Source organism: Mycobacterium sp. NPDC049093 (assembly GCF_040704635.1).
Classification (GTDB): domain Bacteria; phylum Actinomycetota; class Actinomycetes; order Mycobacteriales; family Mycobacteriaceae; genus Mycobacterium.
The window spans coordinates 539,469-561,882 of record NZ_JBEZJS010000002.1 but is presented as its reverse complement, the minus strand read 5'-3'; the positions used below and the strand labels follow the sequence as shown (position 1 = coordinate 561,882).

General features: G+C 66.6%; 22 protein-coding genes. 16 read left to right on the top strand and 6 right to left on the bottom strand.

The features are described 5' to 3' along the window. The first annotated feature begins 57 nt into the window (after positions 1 to 57). From helR to AB0876_RS08175, 3 genes are read left to right on the top strand one after another with little or no spacing between them, the layout of a single operon-like run. Positions 58 to 2,229: an RNA polymerase recycling motor ATPase HelR gene (gene helR, locus AB0876_RS08185; protein ID WP_526041687.1), complete on the top strand. Its 2,172-nt coding sequence runs from the start codon at positions 58 to 60 to the stop codon at positions 2,227 to 2,229. Beyond that, positions 2,222 to 3,427 (top strand): FAD-dependent oxidoreductase, encoded by a 1,206-nt coding sequence (locus AB0876_RS08180; RefSeq protein ID WP_526041686.1) that lies wholly within the window; start codon positions 2,222 to 2,224, stop codon positions 3,425 to 3,427. Before helR ends, AB0876_RS08180 begins: the two co-directional genes overlap by 8 nt. Positions 3,428 to 3,434: 7 nt before the next feature. Continuing rightward, positions 3,435 to 4,058: a TetR/AcrR family transcriptional regulator gene (locus AB0876_RS08175; protein ID WP_526041685.1), complete on the top strand. Its 624-nt coding sequence runs from the start codon at positions 3,435 to 3,437 to the stop codon at positions 4,056 to 4,058. Here AB0876_RS08175 and AB0876_RS08170 read toward each other — a convergent pair. After that, complete coding sequence (locus AB0876_RS08170; protein WP_526041684.1) at positions 4,023 to 4,802, bottom strand: SDR family NAD(P)-dependent oxidoreductase; 780 nt, start codon at positions 4,800 to 4,802, stop codon at positions 4,023 to 4,025. The genes AB0876_RS08175 and AB0876_RS08170 overlap by 36 nt on opposite strands. 94 nt (positions 4,803 to 4,896) lie before the next feature. Between AB0876_RS08170 and AB0876_RS08165 the strand changes: the two genes are divergently transcribed. Together AB0876_RS08165 and AB0876_RS08160 are read left to right on the top strand one after the other, a co-directional pair. Continuing rightward, entirely contained in the window at positions 4,897 to 5,817 is a 921-nt protein-coding gene (locus AB0876_RS08165; RefSeq protein ID WP_055119016.1) for a TIGR03619 family F420-dependent LLM class oxidoreductase, read from the top strand. A 62-nt stretch (positions 5,818 to 5,879) separates the two neighbouring features. Beyond that, entirely contained in the window at positions 5,880 to 6,233 is a 354-nt protein-coding gene (locus tag AB0876_RS08160) for a VOC family protein (RefSeq protein WP_055119019.1), read from the top strand. Here AB0876_RS08160 and AB0876_RS08155 read toward each other — a convergent pair. Continuing rightward, positions 6,230 to 7,123, bottom strand: a complete 894-nt coding sequence (locus AB0876_RS08155) for a LysR substrate-binding domain-containing protein (RefSeq protein ID WP_526041683.1) — start codon at positions 7,121 to 7,123, stop codon at positions 6,230 to 6,232. The two genes, AB0876_RS08160 and AB0876_RS08155, sit on opposite strands and share 4 nt — an antisense overlap. A 250-nt stretch (positions 7,124 to 7,373) precedes the next feature. Between AB0876_RS08155 and AB0876_RS08150 the strand changes: the two genes are divergently transcribed. Then, positions 7,374 to 8,270 carry an alpha/beta fold hydrolase gene (locus AB0876_RS08150; RefSeq protein ID WP_448444566.1) on the top strand — a complete coding sequence of 299 codons (897 nt, stop codon included), beginning with the start codon at positions 7,374 to 7,376 and terminating at the stop codon, positions 8,268 to 8,270. A gap of 5 nt (positions 8,271 to 8,275) precedes the next feature. Here the strand turns inward: AB0876_RS08150 and AB0876_RS08145 are convergent, their stop codons facing one another. Next, on the bottom strand, positions 8,276 to 9,421 hold the full coding sequence (locus AB0876_RS08145) for a glycoside hydrolase 5 family protein (RefSeq protein ID WP_526041928.1): 1,146 nt from the start codon (positions 9,419 to 9,421) through the stop codon (positions 8,276 to 8,278). 155 nt (positions 9,422 to 9,576) lie between these two features. On the opposite strand from AB0876_RS08145, the gene AB0876_RS08140 reads away from it, so the two are divergent. Further along, positions 9,577 to 10,428 (top strand): class I SAM-dependent methyltransferase, encoded by an 852-nt coding sequence (locus AB0876_RS08140; protein ID WP_526041682.1) that lies wholly within the window; start codon positions 9,577 to 9,579, stop codon positions 10,426 to 10,428. Here the strand turns inward: AB0876_RS08140 and AB0876_RS08135 are convergent, their stop codons facing one another. After that, the gene (locus AB0876_RS08135) at positions 10,429 to 11,268 is read right to left on the bottom strand and encodes an SDR family oxidoreductase (protein ID WP_491839490.1); all 840 of its coding nucleotides are present in this window, start codon (positions 11,266 to 11,268) and stop codon (positions 10,429 to 10,431) included. A 342-nt stretch (positions 11,269 to 11,610) separates the two neighbouring features. Here AB0876_RS08135 and AB0876_RS08130 point away from each other — a divergent pair, with 342 nt between their 5' ends. Both AB0876_RS08130 and AB0876_RS08125 read left to right on the top strand, forming a co-directional pair. Beyond that, positions 11,611 to 12,279, top strand: coding sequence for a DUF732 domain-containing protein (locus AB0876_RS08130; RefSeq protein WP_491839489.1), 669 nt, complete (start codon positions 11,611 to 11,613; stop codon positions 12,277 to 12,279). A gap of 231 nt (positions 12,280 to 12,510) precedes the next feature. Next, positions 12,511 to 12,987, top strand: coding sequence for a hypothetical protein (locus AB0876_RS08125; protein ID WP_491839488.1), 477 nt, complete (start codon positions 12,511 to 12,513; stop codon positions 12,985 to 12,987). A 153-nt stretch (positions 12,988 to 13,140) separates the two neighbouring features. On the opposite strand, the gene AB0876_RS08120 is transcribed toward AB0876_RS08125, so the two are convergent. Both AB0876_RS08120 and AB0876_RS08115 read right to left on the bottom strand, forming a co-directional pair. After that, entirely contained in the window at positions 13,141 to 13,950 is an 810-nt protein-coding gene (locus AB0876_RS08120; protein ID WP_526041681.1) for a L,D-transpeptidase, read from the bottom strand. A 230-nt stretch (positions 13,951 to 14,180) separates the two neighbouring features. Beyond that, positions 14,181 to 14,447, bottom strand: a complete 267-nt coding sequence (locus AB0876_RS08115; protein WP_491839486.1) for a hypothetical protein — start codon at positions 14,445 to 14,447, stop codon at positions 14,181 to 14,183. A 941-nt stretch (positions 14,448 to 15,388) separates the two neighbouring features. On the opposite strand from AB0876_RS08115, the gene AB0876_RS08110 reads away from it, so the two are divergent. From AB0876_RS08110 to AB0876_RS08080, 7 genes are all read left to right on the top strand, one after another. Continuing rightward, positions 15,389 to 17,929: a sensor histidine kinase gene (locus AB0876_RS08110; RefSeq protein ID WP_526041680.1), complete on the top strand. Its 2,541-nt coding sequence runs from the start codon at positions 15,389 to 15,391 to the stop codon at positions 17,927 to 17,929. Continuing rightward, complete coding sequence (locus AB0876_RS08105) at positions 17,926 to 18,381, top strand: roadblock/LC7 domain-containing protein (RefSeq protein ID WP_491839484.1); 456 nt, start codon at positions 17,926 to 17,928, stop codon at positions 18,379 to 18,381. The genes AB0876_RS08110 and AB0876_RS08105 overlap by 4 nt, the downstream gene beginning before the upstream one ends. Continuing rightward, the gene (locus AB0876_RS08100) at positions 18,378 to 18,755 is read left to right on the top strand and encodes a DUF742 domain-containing protein (protein WP_110776968.1); all 378 of its coding nucleotides are present in this window, start codon (positions 18,378 to 18,380) and stop codon (positions 18,753 to 18,755) included. The genes AB0876_RS08105 and AB0876_RS08100 overlap by 4 nt, the downstream gene beginning before the upstream one ends. Beyond that, positions 18,736 to 19,320: a GTP-binding protein gene (locus tag AB0876_RS08095; RefSeq protein ID WP_491839483.1), complete on the top strand. Its 585-nt coding sequence runs from the start codon at positions 18,736 to 18,738 to the stop codon at positions 19,318 to 19,320. Before AB0876_RS08100 ends, AB0876_RS08095 begins: the two co-directional genes overlap by 20 nt. 42 nt (positions 19,321 to 19,362) lie before the next feature. After that, positions 19,363 to 20,148, top strand: a complete 786-nt coding sequence (locus AB0876_RS08090) for an MHYT domain-containing protein (RefSeq protein WP_491839482.1) — start codon at positions 19,363 to 19,365, stop codon at positions 20,146 to 20,148. A 103-nt stretch (positions 20,149 to 20,251) separates the two neighbouring features. Next, the gene (locus AB0876_RS08085; protein WP_526041679.1) at positions 20,252 to 21,784 is read left to right on the top strand and encodes an LVIVD repeat-containing protein; all 1,533 of its coding nucleotides are present in this window, start codon (positions 20,252 to 20,254) and stop codon (positions 21,782 to 21,784) included. After that, complete coding sequence (locus AB0876_RS08080; RefSeq protein WP_526041678.1) at positions 21,781 to 22,413, top strand: DUF305 domain-containing protein; 633 nt, start codon at positions 21,781 to 21,783, stop codon at positions 22,411 to 22,413. Before AB0876_RS08085 ends, AB0876_RS08080 begins: the two co-directional genes overlap by 4 nt. Position 22,414 lies beyond the last annotated feature (1 nt).

Here is a 22,414-nt window from a genome sequence, read left to right as displayed (position 1 = left end):
CCCCGGTGATGGCGCACAATCGCTGGCCGGAGCAAGCCATGGAGGAACAGGGAGCACGTGCCAGCTGACGATCACGATGTCGAAGTGCAGTCCGAACAGACCTATGTCGACGGGCTCTATACCCGCCTGGACGCCGAACGCATCCGGGTGCGTGACCGCTACCGCACCGCGCTGCGCGAGCACGGCGGCTCCGCGGTGGAACGCGACGCCGAGGTGCGCGCATTGGCCAAGGAAGCCAACCGGCTCGACGTGGCCGACAACGGCCTGTGCTTCGGGCGGCTGGAAACCGTTGCCGGGGAACATCTCTACGTCGGGCGCCTCGGCATCTTCGATCGTGAGGACGACTACGAGCCGTTGCTGCTGGACTGGCGGGCACCGTTGGCGCGACCGTTCTACACCGCAACCGGGGCCAACCCGGAGAACATGCGCCGGCGGCGCCAGTTCCGCACCCTGGGTCGGCGGGTGCTCGATTTCACCGACGAGGTGCTGGGCCGGCCCGCCGCGGGCGACGAAGGTGACGAGGACGCCGCACTGCTGGCCGCGGTGAACGCTCCGCGCGGCGAGGGCATGCGCGACATCGTCGCCACGATCCAGTCCGAGCAGGACGAGGTCATCCGCAACGAACGCACCGGCGTGCTGGTGGTCGAGGGCGGTCCTGGCACCGGTAAGACCGTGGTGGCGCTGCACCGGGTGGCCTATCTGCTCTACACCCACCGGGAGCGGATCGAACGTCACGGCGTGCTCGTGGTCGGACCCAACGAGGCGTTCCTGAACCACATCGGCCGGGTGCTGCCCTCGCTGGGTGAGTCCGACGCGGTGTTCATGACGCCCGGCGACCTGGCTCCCGGCCTGCACGTCACCGCCGAGGACGCACCCGAGGTGGCCGCGATCAAGGGCTCGTTGAAGATCCTCGATGTGCTGGCCGCCGCGGTCGCCGACCGTCAGGAGGTCCCCGACGAGCCGATCTACATCGAACTGCCCGATGTCACCGTCCGCATCGACGCCGAAACCGCGCAGTGGGCCATCGAGGAGGCCCGTGAAACGGGACTACCGCACAACGAGGCGCGTACGACGTTCCGCGACATCGTCACCTACGTCCTCACCGAACGTGCCGTCGCGCGTATCGGCAAGGGCTGGTTGAGCCGTCAGGACAAGGCGGCGTGGGAGGAGCTGCGGGCCAGCGTGGTCAGCGAGCTCGACGAGAACGCGGCGTTCGCCGCGGCCTTAGATCGACTCTGGCCGATCCTGACCCCGGAGACCCTGCTGGCCCCGCTGTATTCGTCGGCCGAGAGGTTGGCCGCGGCCGGCGCCGACCCTCGCCTGTTGCGTACCGACGGCAGCGCCTGGACCGTGTCGGACGTGCCGTTGCTCGACGAGTTGGTCGACCTCCTGGGCCGGGACAAGGCGGGCGAGGAAGCCGCCGAACGCGAACGGCGCGAGGAAGCCGCCTACGCCGCAGGCGTGCTCGATCTGATGATCGCCCGCGAGGACCTGATGGACGACGAGGACCACCTGCTGGCCAGCGACCTCATCGACGCCGAGGACCTGGCCGACCGGTTCCTCGAGCGCGACACCCGGGAACTCGCCGAACGCGCTGCGGCCGACCGGGATTGGACCTACGGTCATGTTGTGGTCGACGAAGCCCAGGAACTGTCCGAGATGGACTGGCGGGTGTTGATGCGTCGGTGTCCACGCCGGTCCTTCACGGTGGTCGGCGACCTGGCTCAGCGCCGCTCGGCCGCCGGCGCCCGGTCCTGGGACGCGATGCTCGAACCCTACGTGCCCGGCCGGTGGATCTACCGGACCCTGTCGGTCAACTACCGGACCCCGGCCGAGATCATGACAGTGGCCGGGGCGCTGCTCGCCGAGTTCGCGCCCGGCGTCAAACCGCCGGAGTCCGTCCGGTCCTGCGGTGTGCAGCCGTGGGCCAGGCAGCTGGCCGCCGCTGAAATCCCATCAGCTGTCGAGGAATTCGTGCGGGAGGAAGCCACCCGCGAGGGCACGTGTGTGGTGATCGGCCCACCCGGCGTGCCCGGTGCGGTGGCACCGTCGGAAACCAAGGGCCTCGAGTTCGACGCCGTGCTCGTGGTGGAACCCGCACACATCCTGGCCGACGGCGACCGCGGCGCCGCCGAGTTGTATGTCGCCCTCACCCGCGCGACGCAGCGCCTCGGCGTGCTCCACACCGAACCCCTGCCCGACGCGCTGAACGGACTCGCCCATGCCTGACACCACCTGCGTGATCGCGGGCGGCGGCCCCGCCGGAATGATGCTCGGGCTGATCCTGGCCAGGTGCGGGGTACCGGTCACCGTCATGGAGAAGCACGCCGACTTCCTGCGCGACTTCCGCGGCGACACCGTGCATCCGAGCACCATGCGCATGCTCGACGAGCTGGGCCTCTTCGGAGAGTTCGACAAGATCGGCTACAGCAAGGTGGAAAAGGGCGAGTTCACGGTCGACGGCGAGCCGGTGACGCTGGTCGACTTCCGTCGGCTGCGCCAGCCCCACCCGTACGTGGCGATGGTGCCGCAGTGGGACTTCCTCGACCTGCTGGCCGATGCGGGCAGAGCGGAACCCAACTTCACCCTGCGCATGCAGACCGAAGTGACCGGACTACTGCGCGAAGGCGAGCGCGTCACCGGGGTCCGCTACACCAGTCCGGACGGGGACGGGGAACTGCGCGCCGAGCTCACGGTGGCCTGCGACGGGCGCTCGTCGCTGGTCAGGCGGGAGGCCGGACTCAACACCCGGGACTACCCGGTGCCCTTCGACGTGTGGTGGTTCCGCCTGCCGCGCACCGAAGATGGCCAGTACTCACTGATCCCGCGGACCGCGCCCGGACGGGCGTTGATCATGATTCCCCGCACCGGCTACTTCCAGGTCGCCTACCTGATCCCGAAGGGCAGCGATGCCGGACTCCGGGCCCGCGGCCTGGACGCCTTCCACGCCGAACTCGCCGAACTCATTCCGGAGGCCGATCCCGGCGCACTCACCTCCTGGGACGACGTCAAGCATCTCGACGTCCAACTCAACCGTCTGCCGCGGTGGCACCGCGAGGGGCTGCTGTGCATCGGCGACGCCGCCCACGCGATGTCGCCGGTCGGCGGCGTCGGCATCAATGTCGCCATCCAGGACGCCGCCGCGGCCGCCCGCCTGCTGTACCAACCGCTACGGGAGCATCGGGTCACCGGCTCCGACCTCGCCGCTGTGCAGCGTCGGCGCACGCTGCCCACTGTCATCACCCAAGGCTTCCAACGGATCCTGCATCGCCGGGTGATTGCGCCCGTCATGGCCGGGGCCGACATCACCCCGCCCGGAGCTCTGCTGAAGATCGTGCACCGGTTCCCCCAGCTGACCACGATTCCGGCGTACCTGGTCGGTACCGGGGTGCGTCCCGAGCACGTCGCCGCACCGGCCCGCCGATAGGTGCGGCGTGGGGGCAAAACAGAATCCCGATCAACGCCGGCGCGAATTGTGCGACGCGGCAATCACTCTGCTGGCCCGCGAGGGCATCAAAGGCGTCACCCATCTGAAGGTCGACCGCAAAGCCGGGGTACCGGACGGCACCACGTCGTTCTACTTCCGCACCAGCGCGGCCTTGATGCGGGCGGCGGCCAACCGCATCGCCGATCTGGACCTGGCCGATCTGACCGCGGCCACAGGTCCGGGGGCGCACGGTGATGTGCGCGGTCTGGCGCGGCTGGTCATCCGGTCGAGCACCGGCGCGCGTCTGGTCCGGAGCAAGGCCCGCTACGAGCTGGTCATGCCCTCGAGCCGCGACGCCGGACTGGCCGAGGCGTTCAGCCACAACCAGCAGCGGTTCTTCGAACTACACCGCAACGTTGTGGTGGCGCTCTGCCCGGCCGAGAGCGATCCCGGTCTGATCGACGAAAAAGCGTACGTACTGCTGACTTTCATCAGTGGACTGATGCTCGCACTGGCCCGCGGCGACCGCACCATCAACTCCGACGAGGAACTCCACGACATCATCGCCGCGATCGTCGCCGCTGCCCCGGCCGCCTCACATCGCGAAGGAGTAGCCACCGTTGACCGGTAGCGTCTGGCCGGTGATCCAGGAGCCGTGGTCGCCGGCCAGCAGCACCGCCAGGTAGGCCACATCCTCGGGCAGCCCGGGCCTGCGGATCGGGTAACGCGACAGGATCGCCTTCGCCTGCGGGGAATCGGCCATCTCGGCCCACAGCGGTTCGGTGAGCGGTGTGCGCATGGTGCCCAGCGCGATGTTGTTGGCGGTGACACCGTAGCGGCCGTTCTCCAGCGCGATCGACCGCGTCAGACCCGCGGCACCGGCCTTGGCCGCCGCATAGACCGCGCCACTGGCGTCCCCCGTCCGGCCCGCGTCCGAGACGATCGTCACGACCCGACCCCACTGCCGCTCCACCATCGTCGGCAGAACCGCCCGCGTGCAATTCAGCACGCCGTACAGATTCACCTGGAGGAAGGGGTCCCAGTCCGCGGGTGAGGTTTCCGCGAACGGCATCCGGGCCGCGAATCCCTCGGCCCCGGCATTACCCGCGTTGTTCACCAGTACATCGACCGGGCCGGCCTCTTCGATCGCCTCGGTGACCGCTCGATAGTCGGTGACGTCGAACGGTACCGACAGCACGTCACCGCCCGCTTCCCGCAGCTCTGCGGCCACCGCCTCGGCTCGGTCACCCCGGAGGTCATTGACCAGCACGGTGGCGCCGGCGGCCGCGAAGGCATCGGCCAGTCCCCGGCCGACTCCCTGTCCGGCACCGGTGATCAGCACGCGTCGGCCCGACAGATCGAATTGCAGCGTCATCGTCGGTGAGCTCTCCTTGTGGTTTGGTTTGGGACAACCTACTCCACGAAGTCTCTATATATGTAGAGTCCGTGCACGACGGAACGGAGCCCTCGTGAAATTCATCTTCAACCTGCCTCACATGCTGCGGCTGAAGGCGACGATGCAGCCGTGGGAAGCTGAAGTCACCGGTGCCGACCAGACCCGGATGGCCAAACGGGCTGACGAGTTGGGATACGACATGATCGCCGTACCCGAGCATTTCGCCATCCCGCGTGAGCACGTCGAGTTGTCGGGGCCGCACTATCTGCAGTCCACAGTCGCGCAGGCCTACCTGGCAGGTGCCACCTCACGGATACGGCTCAACTCCTGCATCACGGTGCTGCCGCTCCAGCATCCGCTCGTCCTCGCCAAGTCACTGGCAACCGCGGACTGGATGAGCAGTGGGCGAATGATGGTCACGTTCGGAGTCGGTTGGCTGCAGCGCGAATTCGAATTGCTCGGTGTGCCATTTCACGAACGGGGGCGGATTGCCGACGAATACCTGGCGGCCATCATCGAGCTGTGGACCAGTGAGAACCCGCGATTCGACGGACGGTACGTGGCCTTCGAGGACATCGCCGTCGAACCCAAACCGATTCAGAAACCATACCTTCCGGTGTGGATCGGCGGAGACGCCGACGGAGCGCTGCGGCGCGCAGCGAAGTACGCCACCGGATGGTGGTCGTTTCTCACCCCTCCCGAACAATTGGCCGAGCGGATCGAGTTCATCAAGTCGCAGCCCGAATACGACGGACGCGACTTCGACGTCGTTCACGGCATGGCGACCAGACGGGTCGGGGAGGCGCATACCGTGCGTGAGGACCCCGATGCCCGGTCCGGGATGAGTGCGCAGGAGATGGTCGACCGGTTGTGCTGGCTGGGGGAACAGGGAGTCACGGTGAGCGCGGTTCCGCTGCCGGCGGTGAGCGGTGTCGACGAATATCTCGAATACGCCCAATGGGTGATCGAGGAGATCAAAACAAAGGTGCCCTAGGACCCTGGGTACGCACCGGTGCAACCCATAACCTGGAAGCGTTCAGCCATAGGAGGGCACTGATGAGCGACCACGACGTACGGATGATCATCCTGTCGACGGACGACCTGGATGAGTCGATCCGCTTCTACAGCGAGACGCTGGGAATGCCACTGAAGTTCCGCGACGGCGCACACTTCGCCGCGCTCGACGGTGGATCGCTCACCCTCGCGCTGGCCACGTCGGTGGACCACCCGATCCCCGGCCAGGTTGTCGTGGGGATCAAGACCGCCGACGTCGACGGCGCGGCCAAGGCCATCGAAGCCAGCGGCGGCGGAATCATCAAGCACCCGTACGACGATGCGCACGAGCGTCGGGCCGTGGTCTACGACAACAAAGGCAACGGCCTGGTCTTCTACAGCCCTCTCAACCGCTAGCCCAGCGAACCCGCGGCGGCGAGCAGGGTTTCGGCCAGAAGTGCTGCCGCGGGTGTCATGCGCTCGGCCGGCGGTGCGGCGAGATAGACCTGCCACACCGCCGGGTCCCGCAAAGCCACAGCTCGCAGATCACCAAAGCGCCGCGCCTCGGACACGGGCATGAAGGACGTCCCAAGACCGTTGCCGACGAGTTCGGCGATCGCGGCGAATCCGGCGGGCACCTCGTACTGCGTCTGAGGTTGCACGCCTGCGCGGTGGAACGCCTCGTCCATCAGGCGCCGCAATCCGAATTCGGGCGGGAAACCGACGAGATCCTCACCGGCCAGATCACCGAGATCGAGGCGACGACGGCGCGCCAGCTCGTGGTCGTCACGGCAGACGAACACCATCGGCTCCTCGAACAGCATCTTCATGTCGAGCTGCGCCGGGAACCGATTGGGCAGCGACACCAGCGCCAGGTCCAGCGAGCCCTCGAGCAGCGCGGCAAGATAGGCCGACGCGCCGGACTGGCTCAGCCTCAACCGCAGCCGGACATGCGGGTGGGCCCGGTGAAAATCGCCGAGGGCGCGGGCGACGTCTACCGGCCCATAGGAAATGAGCGAACCGAATTCGACTGTGCCCATCAGTGATCCACGAAACTGGGCGGCGGATTCAGCCGCCGCCCTGGCTGCGTGCAGAATCTCGTGGGCATGTGCCGAGAAGGCCTCCCCCGCGGCGGTCAGGCTGATCCGCTGCCGTGACCGGTCGAACAACGCCACCCCGAGTTCACGCTCCAATTTCGCGATCGACGTCGACAACGCCGACTGCACGACGTGCGCGCGTTCGGCGGCTCGGGTGAAGCTCATCTCACCGGCCACCGCAATGAAGTGTTCGATCTGGCGTAACTCCACCGTGTCAGCCTATCTATCTAGTCGATAGGGCTCATCAGATTCAATCGTTGGACTTGATGGACACTCGGGGGTGAGATGGATACCGACGAGCCCGCGAGAAGGAGCAGCAACGGTGAACGGTTTGAGCAGAAGGAATTTCGGCTTCCTCACGGCAGCCGCTGCCGGCGCGGCCACCTTGGCGGCCTGTGGCACGCCGTCCACTCCTGCCCCGGCTGCCTCAGCCGGCGCGCCATCGAAACCGTCACACCCCATGAACCCGGTCAAGCAGATCGACGCCGGTGATCTCAACGTGGGCTACACCGAGGCCGGTCCGACCGATGGCCTCCCGGTAATCCTGCTGCACGGCTGGCCCTACGACATCCACAGCTACGCCGACGCCTCCGCGCTGCTCGCCGAGCAGGGCTTCCGCGTGATCGTGCCCCACCTCCGCGGCTTCGGCTCGACCCGGTTCCGCTCGGCCGACACCGTCCGCAACGGCCAGCAGGCGGCCCTGGCGCAGGACGTCGTCGCGCTGATGGACGCGCTGAACATCCCCAAGGCCGTGCTCGGCGGATACGACTGGGGCGGGCGGACCGCCAACAACGTTGCCGCACTGTGGCCGCAGCGCTGTGCGGGACTGGTCGCCGTCAGCGGTTACATCACGGTCAACCTGGCCGCCAACCTCAAGCCGCTGGCACCCGAGGCCGAGTTGGGATGGTGGTACCAGTACTACTTCGCGACCCCGCGCGGCGAACTCGGCTACCGCGAGAACACCAAGGAATTCAACCGGCTGATCTGGACCAAGGCCTCACCACTGTGGCACTTCGACGACGCCACCTACGATCTGTCCGCCGCCGCGTTCGACAATCCCGATCACGTCGCGATCGTGGTGCACAACTACCGGTGGCGGCTCAGCCTGGCTCCCGGCGAAGCGCGCTACGACGCCGACGAAGCCCGGTTGGCCGGCAAGCCCCCGGTCACCGTGCCGACCATCACGATCGGGTCCGACTTCGACGGTGCGGCCAAGGACGGTGCCGGCTACCGCTCGCTCTACACCGGGCCCTACGAACACCGAATCCTCGACGGCATCGGACACAACGTTCCCCAGGAAGCGCCCGAACAGTTCGTCGCCGCCATCGCCGACGTCAGCCGGATGGGTGGACACTGACCTCATCAGGGATACGGCCGTCCGGTCAGCTTCCGGATCGTACGGATCTCACCGTCGCGGTAGGGCCGGCCATCAGCATGGAACAAGTCATGGAACCACACCGGCGGCGGAGCCTTGTACGGCCTGTCCCAGGAGTCCCACGGCAGATAGGTCTGCGTCTTACCCGCGACCAGGCCCCAGTTGTACGCACCGACGTTGTGTCGTTTGGCGATCGGCAGTACACCCTCGATGGTGCTGCCCTCCCCACGGGCCAGGTACTCGGTGCACAGGATCGGACGCCCCATCGGGGCCAGCTCACCGATGCGGGCCTCGAACCCTTCCGGATGGTCATAGCTGTGGAAGGTCACCACGTCGGAGAGGTCGAGCTGCAGCGTCGCCATCCGGCTGCGCGCCAACGGGTCAGCCCACGGACCGTCCCACACGCCGCTGGTCAAAGGTTGGACGGGGTTGACCGAGCGGGCCCAGCCGAAGACCTGCGGGAGCAGCTCCTCGATCAGGGCGACCTTGTCCTGGCGTTCCACCTCGCGGTAGTTGGCCGCGGGATTGTCCGGCTCGTTCCACAGGTCCCACCCCAGCACCCGCTCGTCACGACGGAACTGGCTGATCACGCCGACGACGTACTCGCGCAGCAGTCGCCGGTAGCGGTGATCGTCCAGGTGCTGTGCACCCGGGCCCTGCACCCACACCGAGTTGTGGATCCCGGGCCGGGGGCGACGCTGATGCCCCAACCGGGGAAACGGATCCCAGCAGGAGTCGAACAGTACGAACAGCGGTTTGATGCCGTGACTGGACGCGAGAGCAACGAACTGGGCCAGGCGGTTCTGAAAGCCCAGATGCCCCTGCGCCCACAGCTGGTCGTGCAGGAAGACCCGCACCGTGTTGAACCCGGCCAGCCGGGCGATCCGCAACTCGTTGTCGATCTGCTGTGGGTCGTAGGTGTCCGGCTGGAACATCTCCAGCTGGTTGCCCGCGTTCGACGGGATGAAGTTGGCGCCGACCAGCCACCCCTGTTCGGCGTACCAGCGGTGCGCCCGCTCCGGCGACCAGCGGGCTCCGTGGCCGTCGATCTGCGCATCGGCCCGCGGCGCCCTGGCTACCGACAAACCTGCGGTGATCAGCAGCGACAGCTTGAACGCAGCACGACGGCCCAAACTGGCGCCGTCGTCTTTCCTGTTGGCCTGCATGGCTTTACGAATCAATGGCAATCTTCCTGTACGAAACCGTGACGCTCGACGAGTACCCACCACAAGGGATCCCAACTCCACGGTGAGTTGTCGACTCCGCATCCGCCGGTAGCGTTGCTCAGGTGGAGCACGCAGACGACGAGACGGTCCCCAAGAAGGCCGAGGCCAGCGCCCTGACCGGCGTTTCGGAAACCGCACTGCTGACCCTGAACGGCCGGGCCACCCAGGCCCGCCATCCCCACCCCATCATCGATGATGCCATGGCCGTCCAACTGGCCGATTCCATCGCCTACGACTTCGCGAAATTCGGCCGCCGGACGGGCCAGGAGATGGCGCTGCGCTCGCTGGCCTTCGACAAGGCCGCCCGTGGTTACCTGACCGAGCACCCGTCGGCCACGGTGGTGGCGCTGGCCGAAGGTCTGCAGACGAGTTTCTGGCGACTCGATGCGGCGCTGCCGGGTGCCCGGTTCCGTTGGCTTACCGTCGATTTCCCGCCCATCGTCGAGCTGCGCGAGCGGCTGTTGCCCGCGTCCGACCGCATCACCGTGCGGGCACAGTCGGCGCTGGACTACAGCTGGATGGACCCCGTCGATGCCACCGACGGGGTGTTCATCACGGCGGAGGGGTTGCTGATGTACCTGCAGCCCGAGGAAGCGCTCGGCCTGATCACCGAGTGCGCCAAGCGTTTTCCCGGCGGTCAGATGATCTTCGACCTACCACCCGTGCTGGTGAAGAAGTTCGCGCCCAAGGGCATGCGGTCCTCACGGCACTACCGCGTGCCACCGATGCCGTTCAGCCTGAGCCCGGCCCAATTGGCCGACCTCGCGCACACGGTGCCGGGAATCAAAGCCGTGCACGATCTGCCGATGCCGCGCGGGCGTGGGTGGTTCTTCCGCACCGCTTTTCCGGCGTTCTGGCAGTTCAAGCCCACGCGCCAGATTCGCGGGGCCTACACGCTGCTGGAGTTCGGCTGACTAGCTGCCCGCAGCGGCCAGCCGGGCGCGTTCCCGCATCGAAGCGACGACACCGCCGTCGTTGAGGATGTCCGTACCGGTGAGGTAACCCGCCCGCTCACTGGCGCAGTAGGCCAGCAGATCAGCCATCTCCTCGGCCTTGCCCCAGCGCGGTACCGCCGCGTCGGCCACCATCGCGCCCGCGCCCGCCTGCTCCTCCAGCCGACCCATCTCGGTATCGATGGACCCCGGGGAGACGGAGACGATCCGGATGCCACGGCCGTTGAACCGCTCGGCCTGCGACGAGCTGTACCACTTCACGAAGGCCTTGCTGATGGCATAGGAGAAACCGGAGCGCATGTCTTCCGGAGCCATGCCGCACGCCGCCAGCATTTCGGTGAGGAACTGGTCCTGGTCCTGCAGCGCCAGGGGGAAGTGCTGCGCGGGAATGACTTCCTCGGGCAGCAGATGTGCCGCCATCGACGCCACGTTGACGATCGCCGCCCCCTCGGCCGCGGTCGCGAAAAACGCTTCGTTCACATGCAGCGTGCCCAGCGCGTTGGTTCTCATCACGTACTCGGCGTCGCCCATGCTGGGGCTCACCCCGGCCGCATGGATGACGGCACTGACCGTGCCGAGCCCGGCGGCGGTCACCAACAGCCGGTCGACGGCAGCCCGGTCCGTGACGTCGGCGTTGACGATCCTGGCGGCGATCCCCAGGTCTCCCAGGGCAGTCGCGGCGGCGTCGAGGCGGTCCTGCCGGACATCGCACAACACCACTGTCTGGTCGCGGCCGACAACCTTGGCCGTGGCAAACCCCATTCCACCTGCGCCGCCTGTGATCACCGTCACCCGTGTCATGGCTAGCACGGTAATGGCCGGTAAGCGGCCCCGTCGCGGCGGGGTTGGTGCGACTGCTCAGCAGCGTTCAGAGCTGAGGGTTTCCAGCCCGAATATGTGTCGGCCCGCTGTGCGAACGGTCCGACCGGCATATAACGGGTAGTGATGACCTGCCCGTACTGCGGATCTCCGCTCGATGACGCCGACACCTGCAGCCGGTGCGGGCAGATCCATTCGTCCGCACCGACCGGGTGGCGCCCGGACCCCACCGCGCGCCACGAGGGCCGCTACTTCGTCACCGGGCATCCGACGAATCGGGTACGCGACGGCAGAGCCGCATCGAGCGATCCGGATGGCGGGCGGATGCTGCCGGACTACCTCGAACTGAAGACGTCAGGTATCAGGGCGACCTGGCTGGGGACCACGGCCGCGGCGGCGGTCATCGTGATGGCCGCCGCCGTGGTCTGGGTGCTGCTGGTGGCCGGGCGCAGGCCACCACCTTCGCCGGAAGCCGGGTACCTCAACGCCCTGAAGGACGCCGGGCTCAGCGATCAGTTCAATTCCGACGCCAACGCCGTTGCTCACGGTCGCCAGGTCTGCCGTCATCTGGAAGACGGCGATCCCCAGCAGGGCCTGCTCGCCGACAAGATCGCGGTTGACACCTTCTGTCCGCTTTTCTCGAAGGGCTTTCACATCCTCGAAAAGGCAAATGTCACCGGCAACTTCGTACTCACCGACAATTCTGGCGCCGAGGGCATCGTCTCCGACGGCGCAAAATGCCAGGGAGCGAACGGATATGCCGACGTCAATGCCGGCACCCCCGTCACCGTCAAGAACGGCAAGGGCGACGTGCTGGCCACCACCACCCTGGGACCCGGCAAAAGCGGTACCGCCAACTGCACTTTCACGTTCACCGTGCCGCTGACCGAAGGTCAGGACCGCTACGTCCTTTCGGTCGGGCGCCGTGGTGAATTCAGCTACAGCTTCGAACAGCTTGTGGCCAAAGGGATTCTGATGCAGCTCGGCCAGTGATGTTTGCGAAAATCACGCCCTGACGGGGACTTCGCACCGTCGATGACCCTCCTTATCATGACGGACGCGGGCGGTTGGAAACGATGCGGTCACGAGTACGGCTCACTCACGTGTCAACCCCGCAACCATCTGAGAACTTGTCTGGACACCGATTTCGGCCAGCTCTACGGTTGCGCTCGACACAATTTTCATCGATGTAATTTATCCGCACGAAAAAGGGAGTCGCTCGTGATGACCACCTTTGCCAACATCACCGTCAAAACTGCTATCGGCGCTGGGTTTTGCCTGACCGCAGTGGCGGCCGCGATGGCGCTGAGCCCGCATGCGACAGCGTTACCACTCAAGACCGGCGGATATAAATGCGTCGACGGGGCCGCCGCGGCCGGTGCACCATGCGCCGCGCCGGCCGTGGAAGCCGCGGGGGTGGTTCCCGCTGCCGCACCTGCAGCCGTTCCTCCGGTACCTCTGGCGCCGCCGCCGGTAGTTCCGCCGGTCCCCCTGGCACCCCCGCCACCCATCGTTCCGCCTGTGCCGCTGGCGCCACCACCGGTGCCGGTGGTACCCGCCGCTCCCGTCGTCCCCGCCGCCGCACCGATCGCCGCCGCTCCGGTGGCCGTCGCCGCAGGGACCGGAAAGGGTGTGCCGACCGTTTCGCCCGGGGGCGGCCCGGTCGCCGGGACGCCCACCCTGCCCGGTCCCGCCGACTAACCCATCCCCTAGCGCCAGAAAAGGCGCCTGGCTCGTGAGCCAGGCGCCTTTTCTGTGTCTTCGTTTGCGTGTCTACGTTCGTGTGTCCTCGGAAGTCTGCGCTTGGTTCTACTCAGCCGCGAGCTGCCTTGTCCTGCCTTGCAGCGGGTTTCGCTACTCCTGGACGATCACCGGGTCGCCGATGTGGACCGTGTTGAAGTACCACTCGGCGGCCGCCGGGATCAGGCTGATGCAACCGTGGCTCGTGTTGTCCAGCCCCATCGACGGCACGGCCCACGGCGCCGAATGCACGAACAGACCACGCTGGGTGAAGCGGACCGCGTAGTCCACGTCAAGGAGGTAGCCGTCCGGAGCATCGACGGGGATGCCGACACTGCTGGAGTCCATCTTCACCGTGCGGTCTTTCCCCAGAACGGTGTAGGTGCCCACCGGGGTCGGATATTCCGGACGTCCCAGGGAGGCCAGCAGCACCCCCGCCTCGCCGGCGTGCGGTAGGTGGTGCGGCGCAGGAAGATCGATCGGCGGGTCTTCACCGATCCCGTCGATGGTCACCGTGAAGGTGTGCTCGGAGATATCCGCGACACTGATAACGGCTGGGCCGGTTTGGAACTCGGTCCGCATGCCCGCGACCGACAACATCACGGTGCTGTGCGCCGGCCAGAACTCGGCCGGCTTCCACGACACGACATTGGCGTCGAGCCACTCGTAGGTGCCTGCACGAGTCGGTGTCGACTTGAGCCCGAGGGCACGTTCGACGACCGGGCGGTTGGTGACCGGGTTCTTGAACGTGACCACCACCGGATGCCCCACACCGACGACGGCACCCTCGGCCGGCGCGATCGATTCGATGGTCGACGTCAGCGGAAGGCTCACCGCCGCCGTGTCGACGCTGTTCGTACCGCCGGAGAAATAGGTCATGACGACCACGACCAGAACGAGAACACCCTGAACTACCGCGCGCATCAACCCGATCTCTCTGCGATGCCCCCATGATCTTGAACGATGTCATGGTATGGCTCGCGGACAGCCCGAATGTGTAGTCACACGTAGACAATTCGGTCAAGCGTTCGTCACGTTTCGGCTACGGCGCCGATCCCGCGGCGGAGGGCGGACGGCCGACAGAACCGGCTACTCCATAGGCGTGGACGGCGGGCGCTGCGCGCACTGTGACCCCGCGTAGATCTTCGAAGACGTCAGTCCGCGACGGCCTCGTCGCGGACGGCGTGCAGGGTGAGAACCCGAGCGCACGCCAGAGGGGTCACGAGAGCGTTGGTCCGCAGGCCGGACTGCGACGGACGCTGAGATTCCACGTCGGGCGCGTCGTCCTCTTCGTCAAGCCGATAGGACGACGGATGCCTGCGCTTGGCCGCGGCGAGTTCACGGGCGTACCGCTGCGACGAACACCACAGTGGGTGCGTCGCCAGCTCGATGACCGTCGAGCCGGCAGCTTTTGTCGCCATGTTCAATGACCTCCAGCGGAGCTTCACGACACTTCATACTCAGTGCCAAGCGTGCTCGGCCAAGCTGAGACGGTGCATCGAGCTGGCCGTGGACTCCTTAAGGATCCCTCTTAAACCTCTTTTACACATCCAAAGAGCTTGAACAGAGACGTAATTCACATTCCTGAATTTGACTTTGTTTGCTGTGACTGCTTGGGCAAGTCGAAGTGCGTCACGGTGACGCAATAACCGCGGCACGTCCCCAGCCGGTCGCGGGACCGCAGCACGCCAACCTCGAAGAACACCAGCCTGCCCCGACGCCGGATCGGTGACAACCCGCCGAAGGGTGATGATCGCGCGTCACCCTCCCGCAGCGGAATCCGTCGAGTGTCGCGGTCCCGTCCCGATCCGAGCCGTCACTCACAGAACTCCGAAGAGTCCAAAGAAACGGCGCGCGCCTCCCTGAGAGCTTCACCCAAGTTACGCGACGGCCCACCGGGTAACCGGCCGCTGGTTTGCCGTATATACAGCGGACCGTCGAGTGCCGATCGCGACCCGCCCCACCGGTCGAACCGGGACGCGTTGTGCGGTTTCTCAGGGTGTTCCGTCGTCGCCGTCGCGGGTTCCAGCTACCGGATTCTCCGCCTCGCGCCGCCTGCCCGTCAGGAGCGCCCACAAGAATCGACCCACTTTCTTACATTCGCAAGAAACGTGCATGTAGGGGCGCTCACAAAATAAGGAAGCACGCCAGCGAACGCGCCGCGGTTAGCCCCGTCGATGCACAATCGTTACCAATCATTTAACCTGTCCCGTGGCCGAGCTGCCCTTCTAGAACGTCAATTAGCTCGGTGAAGGGTGGTACGGCTGTGGATGCACATGATCCGAGCGTCGGAGAACATGCGCGTCCGACCGTGACTCGGGCTTCTCGCGCATCGATCGAGAGCTGGCCGCTGCGGTGGAAAGTGGCAGCGACACTGGTGCTGCCGATCATGCTCGCGGCGACCTTCGGCGCGGTACGTATCTACAACGAACTGTCGGCCGCATCGCGGCTCAACCTCGCGTCGGACAACGCCGTGATCGTGGTGCCGGCGGTGGAACTGGTCGACCGGATCGACGGACTGGCATACGCCGCCGCCTCCGGTGCACCGATCGACGAGCCGCTCGCACAATTCGACGAGAGCGCCAAGGCGCTCGACACCCTGATCAAGTCCGCCGACTTCGACTCGACCGTCGCCACCGAACTGACGACCGCGTCCTCCACCGCCAGGACGTTGCGCGACGACCTCAAATCCGGGCCACTGCCCCAGCGGGTGATCGCCGAGCGGGCGCAGAACGTCGCCTCCGGCGTCGTCTCCGCGATCGCAGCGACCACCGCCACCGTGGACGACCGGACCGTGCGCCCGCTCGCGGACCAACTCGTCGACGCCCTCGCGGCGCAACGCGCACTGACGGCACAGCGGATTCTGATCGCCGCACCCGACTTCGCCGATTCCGATGAGCTGCGCAGCGAGGTCTCGGACGCGGCAGGAGCGGAAGCGGCCGCGATCGATCGGCTCAACCGGCTGACCACCACCGACGAGGCCACGGCGCTGTCCAAGGAATCCGACGTCCGTCGCGCCACCTACACCCGGCCGTCGGACGACAGCGTGCACGCACCCGCGTTCACCGACGCGATGCGGGCCAGCGTCGAGGGCTACCGCGCGATGACGCAGGACCTGTCCGCCGACCTCGACGGCACGTTGCACCATCGCGCCAACGCCCTCCGGTCCGATGCGCTGCGTGACACCGCGATCATCCTCGGCGCGGTGCTCGCCGCCCTCGTCTTCGCGCTCGCCGTCGGCCGCTCGCTCATCCGGTCGATCGGCCGCCTGCGCCAGGGCGCGCTGCAGGTTGCGCAGGTCGAGCTACCCGAAGAAATCGAACGGCTCAGCAAGGGCGGTGGCATACCGGAGATCGAGCCGCTGCCGTTCCGCACCAATGAAGAGGTCGGACAGCTCGCGCGAGCGATCGACGACATCCACTCCCAAGCCGTCCGGCTGGCCGGCGAGCACGGTGTCCGCCTGCAGATCGGCGACATGTTCGAAACCCTGTCCCGCCGAAGCCGCTCACTCGTCGAAGAGCAACTGGCCCTCATCGAGACACTCGAACTCGACGAGGAGGATCCGGTCCGGCTGGATCATCTCTTCCGCCTCGACCACCTTGCGACGCGTATGCGCCGCAACGGGGACAACCTTCTCGTCCTCGCCGACACCGTGGAGCGCCATCGGGTGTCCGCGCCTGTCGCGCTGCCCGACATGCTGCGCGCCGCCATGTCCGAGGTCGAGGAGTACCGCCGGGTTCAGGTCGGACACCTGGCCGACGTCTCGATCGCCGGCTCAGCCGCCGGCGATATCGGCCACCTGATCGCCGAGCTGCTCGACAACGCACTGCGCTACTCGCCGCCCGACGCGCCCGTGTTGGTCACCGTCGGACGCGCGGTCGACGCCGGCCTGCTGGTCGAGGTGGCCGACCGCGGACTCGGCATGTCGAAGGACGACTTGACCGCCGCGAACGAACGGCTCGCGCTCGGTGGTGAGGTGACCTCCGAAACCGCCAAGCGGATGGGACTTTTCGTGGTCGGCCGGCTGGCGGGACGTCATGAAGCCACGGTGCGCCTGCGTACCACCTCGGCGTTGACCGATCGGCCCGGCGTGACGGCAAGTGTGCACCTCCCCGGCACGCTGATCTCGCCCATCGGGGTGGGCGAGTCGCTCGACGATCTGCGCAACGGCTCGTTTACCGGGTCGCGGCCGCTGCCCGCCGACGAAGGACGGAATGCGCTGACGGGTGCTGCAGGCGGCACGCTCGCCGAGGCCAACGGCTCGACGGCAGCGTCACTGCCGTCGGAGCGAGGATCCGACACCCCGGCCCGGGCCACCGTCAACGGGCTGCCGAAACGCTCGCCCGGTGCCAGCGGCGTCAACGGCACCCCCGCTCCCGTGACTGCACTGACCGCCCCCGCCCCGGCGTCTCCGGCAACACCCGAGGAACCCGACCGGCCACAGCGCGGCAACCCGCTGTCCTACTTCACCTCTGGAACATCGGCCCCGGCCACCGCCGAGCCCGCCGACGCTGCACCCACACCCGCCACCGAGTCCACGTGGCTGGATGTTGAGTCCGAGAGCTCGCCGATCTTCGAGCGGATGGCGTCGGAGTGGCTGATGGATCCCACCGCGCCCGAATCCCGCAACCGGGTCTGGTCCAGCTCCGCCGACGCCGGCTGGGCGGCTGCAGCAAAGGCTGTCGAGCAGGAACCGAAGCGGCACACCGCATCCGGACTGCCGATCCGCGAACGCGGAGCGCGCCTGGTGCCCGATGAGGCAAGATCGGAACCCCAGGCCAAGGCCAACGGGGGCAAGGACCCCGCGGCGATCCGCGACATCCTGAGCCGACAACTGGCCGGCGTTCGCAGGGGCCGAGCCGAAACCGACGCAGCACACAGCCGAATCGAAGGAGATCGATGAACACCGGCACGCAACCACAGGATCGGTCCGCGGGCTCTGCTGCAACGCCGTCAGGGACCTCCGGCACCCTCGACTGGTTCGTGTCCAACTTCGTCCGCGACGTGCCCGGCGTGTCACATGCGATCCTGGTGTCGGCCGACGGGCTGCTGATGGCCTCGAATTCCCACCTTCCGGCTGACCGTGCCGAGCAATTGGCCGCCGTGACATCGGGTTTGGCGAGCCTGTCCACCGGTGCCGCCCGGCTGTTCGAGGCCGGCAACGTGCGCCAGTCGATCGTCGAGATGGACGACGGTTTCCTGTTGTTGATGGGCGTCGGCAACGGTTCGTACCTCGCTACCTTGGCGTCGATCTCGTGCGACATCGGACAGGTCGGCTACGAGATGGCCCTGCTCGTCGACCGGGTCGGCAAGACGGTGGAGGCGACCCCGCGCGCCAACCATGGAGCTCGATGACGCTCAGCATGGACAGACCCGAGCAGAAGCAGACCGCCAGCCGCGCCCGGCCGTACACCCTCACCGGCGGGCGGACCCGCGCCCGGGTCGAGATCCCGATCGAAGCTCCGGTGGAGGCCCTGCTGCCCTCCGGTGAACTCGACTGCGCGCCAGGCGATATCCCCGCCGTCATCGTCCGGCTGTGCAGCAGCCGACCGTCGATCGCCGAGATCTCGGCTCACGCCGGTCTGCCGATCGGAGTGGCCCGGGTACTGGTGAGCGACCTGGTGGACAGCGGCCACCTCCGAGTTCACGCCACCCTGACCGACCGCTCGACCGTTGCAGAACGGCGCCTACTGATCGAAAGGACCCTCAGTGGCTTACGCGCACTCTGACTCCGGCTCCACGGTGTCTTCGACGAAGATCGTGATTGCCGGCGGCTTCGGCGTCGGCAAGACCACGTTCGTCGGCGCCGTGTCGGAGATCGTGCCGTTGCGCACCGAGGCCCTCGTCACGAACGCGTCGCAGGGCCACGACGACCTCGAAGCGATTCCCGGCAAGGAAACCACCACGGTTGCCATGGATTTCGGCCGGATCACCATCGCCGACGACCTCGTGCTCTACCTTTTCGGCACCCCGGGGCAACGCCGGTTCTGGTTCATGTGGGACGACCTCGTCCACGGCGCGATCGGCGCCGTGGTGCTCGTGGACACCCGCAGGCTCGAAGACAGCTTCGCGGCCGTCGACTTCTTCGAGGCCCGCAGCCTGCCGTTCCTGATCGCCGTCAACGAGTTCGACGATTCCCCGACCCACAGCATCGAAGAGCTACGCGAGGCGATGTCCGTGTCGCCGAACGTTCCGATCATCAATGTCGATGCCCGGCAACGTGATTCGGCGAAGAACGCGTTGATCGCCATCACCTCGTTCGCGCTGGAACGACTTCCGTCGTCAGCTTTCTAGATCCACCGTCCGCCAGTCTCACAGTCTCGAGGAAACCACGTCATGAACCACCAAGTACATCACTTCGACATGGGCCTCTGGCTGCTGTTCCTGGCGTACATCGTCTCGGTGACCGGCTCGGTCGTCGGCCTCGCCTGCACCCGCTGCGGTGCCAGGGCAACCAGCGGTCGGGACCGCCTCCGCTGGCTGCTCATGGCCTCGATCGCCATTGGCGGCGTTGGTATCTGGCTCATGCACTTCATCGCGATGCTCGGCTTCGCGATCCCCAACAGCTCGGTTCGCTACCACCTCGGCTGGACGATCGCCTCGGCCGTGATCGCGATCGCCGCGGTCTTCGTCGGGCTGATCACCATCGGCCGCGAATTCGATCTGCGCCGGCTGCTGGCCGGCGGCGTGATCACCGGCCTGGCGGTCGCGGTGATGCACTACACCGGCATGTGGGCGGTACAGATGCAGGGCACCATGACCTACGACACCACCCTTGTCGTCCTCTCCTTCGTGATCGCCGTCGTCGCCGCCACCGCAGCGCTGTGGTTCACCCTGGTCCTGAAATCACGCGGTCTGCGATTCGTGGCCGGCCTGGTGATGGGCGTGGCCGTGGTCGGCATGCACTACACGGGCATGGCCGCGGTGCGGGTGAATGTCGATCACATGATGCCGGTTCCCGGTGGGCCCGAAGTGTTCTCGTTCCTGTTCCCGGTCTTCGTGATCGGCCTGCTCGCACTCGGTGTGCCGATCACCGCCGTCATGCTGGCGCCGGATCGCAACGCCGAGAACGCCGAATCCGAGTCACGCCCGGTGGCAGCGACATCCGGTCGGCACCGGTAGACCGTCACCCACGGGCGTAACAGTTCGCCGCCTAACTGTAAAAGCTGTCAGAATCTGACAGTTTTCGTCCGCAGCGTCCCTCCGCAATGCCATGATGCGGTCGATGCTGGATAACCTCCTCCGCGCGGTATGCGTCGCGCTTCTCGTGGCCATCGCAGGACTGGGGCCGTCCCCTGCGGCGCACGCCGGACTTCCGCCGGGATACGACACGCGATTCGACATCTGGCCGACCGCGGTCGACAAGGCAAAATGCCGACCGGGCGACCGGGTCGAGACCGGATTGCAGGGCGAGGTGCCGGTCGCAGACCGCGAGAACCACCGCAGCGCGCAGGGCTACAACTGCAACATCGACCTGGTGGGTCAGCACCAGGGCACGGGCGCCGGCATCACGAGTACTTCATACAAGAACTGCACCTACGTCGGGTCGACCTGGCCCTACACCAATGGCGTGCAGGTGATCGACGCGTCCGATCCTGCCCACCCGGTCCAGGCCGATCTGCTCACCGAGCCGGCGATGGTCGGCGGAACTTGGGAGTCCCTGAAGGTACACGCGGGCCGGGGGTTGCTGGTCGGAACCGGTGTTCCCCTGTTGTTCGGGGGCGGCTACATCTCCATCTACGACATCTCGCAGGATTGTCGACACCCCCGGTTGCTCAACGAGGGTGCGGGTTCCCTTCCCGGCGTACGGATCCCGATGCTGACCCACGAGGGCAGCTTCTCGCCCGACGGCAACACCTACTGGGCCGGAGGCATCATCTGGAACAGCGCGGTGGACATCACCGATCCGACTGCTCCGCATGTGGTGTGGAGTGCGCCGGTCGGTTGGGCCTCGCACGGCATGGGCTTCGCACCGGACGGGCGGACCATGTACATGTCGCAGTTCAGCGGATTGACCGTGCTCGACACCTCGGCGGTGCAGGACCGGGTGGCACCTGATTTCACCATGCACCAACTGCTTCCGGCCCACAGCCACAAAGCCTGGGTGGACGGGCAGGAGGCCCAGCACAGTGTCTACGTCACCTACCGCGGCGTACCGCACATCTTCACCATCGACGAACTCGGTTCCGGGGGCGTCAAACTGTTCGACGTCTCCGACCCCACCGACCTCAAGCTCCGCAACATCATCAAACTCGAGATCAATCTGCCCGAGAACATGGACAACTGGACGAGCAGCGGTGGATTCAACGGGGTGTTCGCCTACGACTCGCACTACTGTTCGGTGGACCGGCAAGACGATCCGACGGCTCTGGCCTGCGGATGGATCCAGTCAGGTATCCGGGTGTTCGACGTCCGAGACCCCGAGCACATCACGGAGCTCGCCTACTTCAACCCACCGGCACAGTCTGACAAGAAGTACGAAGACCTGCCCAATTCGATTCACGTCTACAATCTTTCGGTTCTCGCGACCCCACCACTCACCGGAATATTCGGGGTGGGACGGGCTGCCCTCGACGGGAAGATCCAGCTTTCCGACATCGTGCTGGGCAACCGTCCGGGCTGGGGTCAGCCGGCCGATTTCTCCGCAGACTGGTGCATGTCACCGCCGGAGTTCCGGGGAAACCTGCTCTACGTCACGTGTTCGGACAATGGGTTCATGACCCTGAAGCTGGACCCGACCGTCTACCCGCCACGATGAGCGCTTCCATACCCGCCCGCATATTCGGCGCGACCGTCGTCATCGCCGCCGCCGCGTTCCTCGGCGCGTTCGCCGAATCCCACCGGCATGGCAGCCCGCCGCCACTGATGTCAGAGGCCGACGTGAGCTTCGCGCAGATGATGATGACCCACCATCAGCAGGCGATCACCATCTGCGACCTGCTCAGTGCAGACGCCGCACCCGAAATACGCACGCTCGCAGACCAGATCAGACTTCAGCAGCAGGCGGAGGTCGGCACCATGGTCGGCTGGTTGCAGCTGGCGGATCAGCCCCTGAACCCCACGGTGCCCACCGAGGGCACCGGACACGGCATGTCCCACCACCACGACACCGGACAGCCCACCGGCATGCAGATGGGGATGGCGTCCCCCGAAGAATTGGCCCGCCTTCAGCGCGCCACCGGCCACGCCAACGAAGCGTTGTTTCTCCAATTGATGACCCGCCACCACCAGGGTGGCGCCGAGATGGCCTTCGACGAGACCCGCGATGGCTCCAACGAGACGATCCGGCGTACTGCCCTGGCCATGGTCACCGAGCAGACGCAGGAGATCCAGCTCATGGAACACCTGATGAAGACGCGGGATGCCACACCGCTGCCGTATCCGTGAT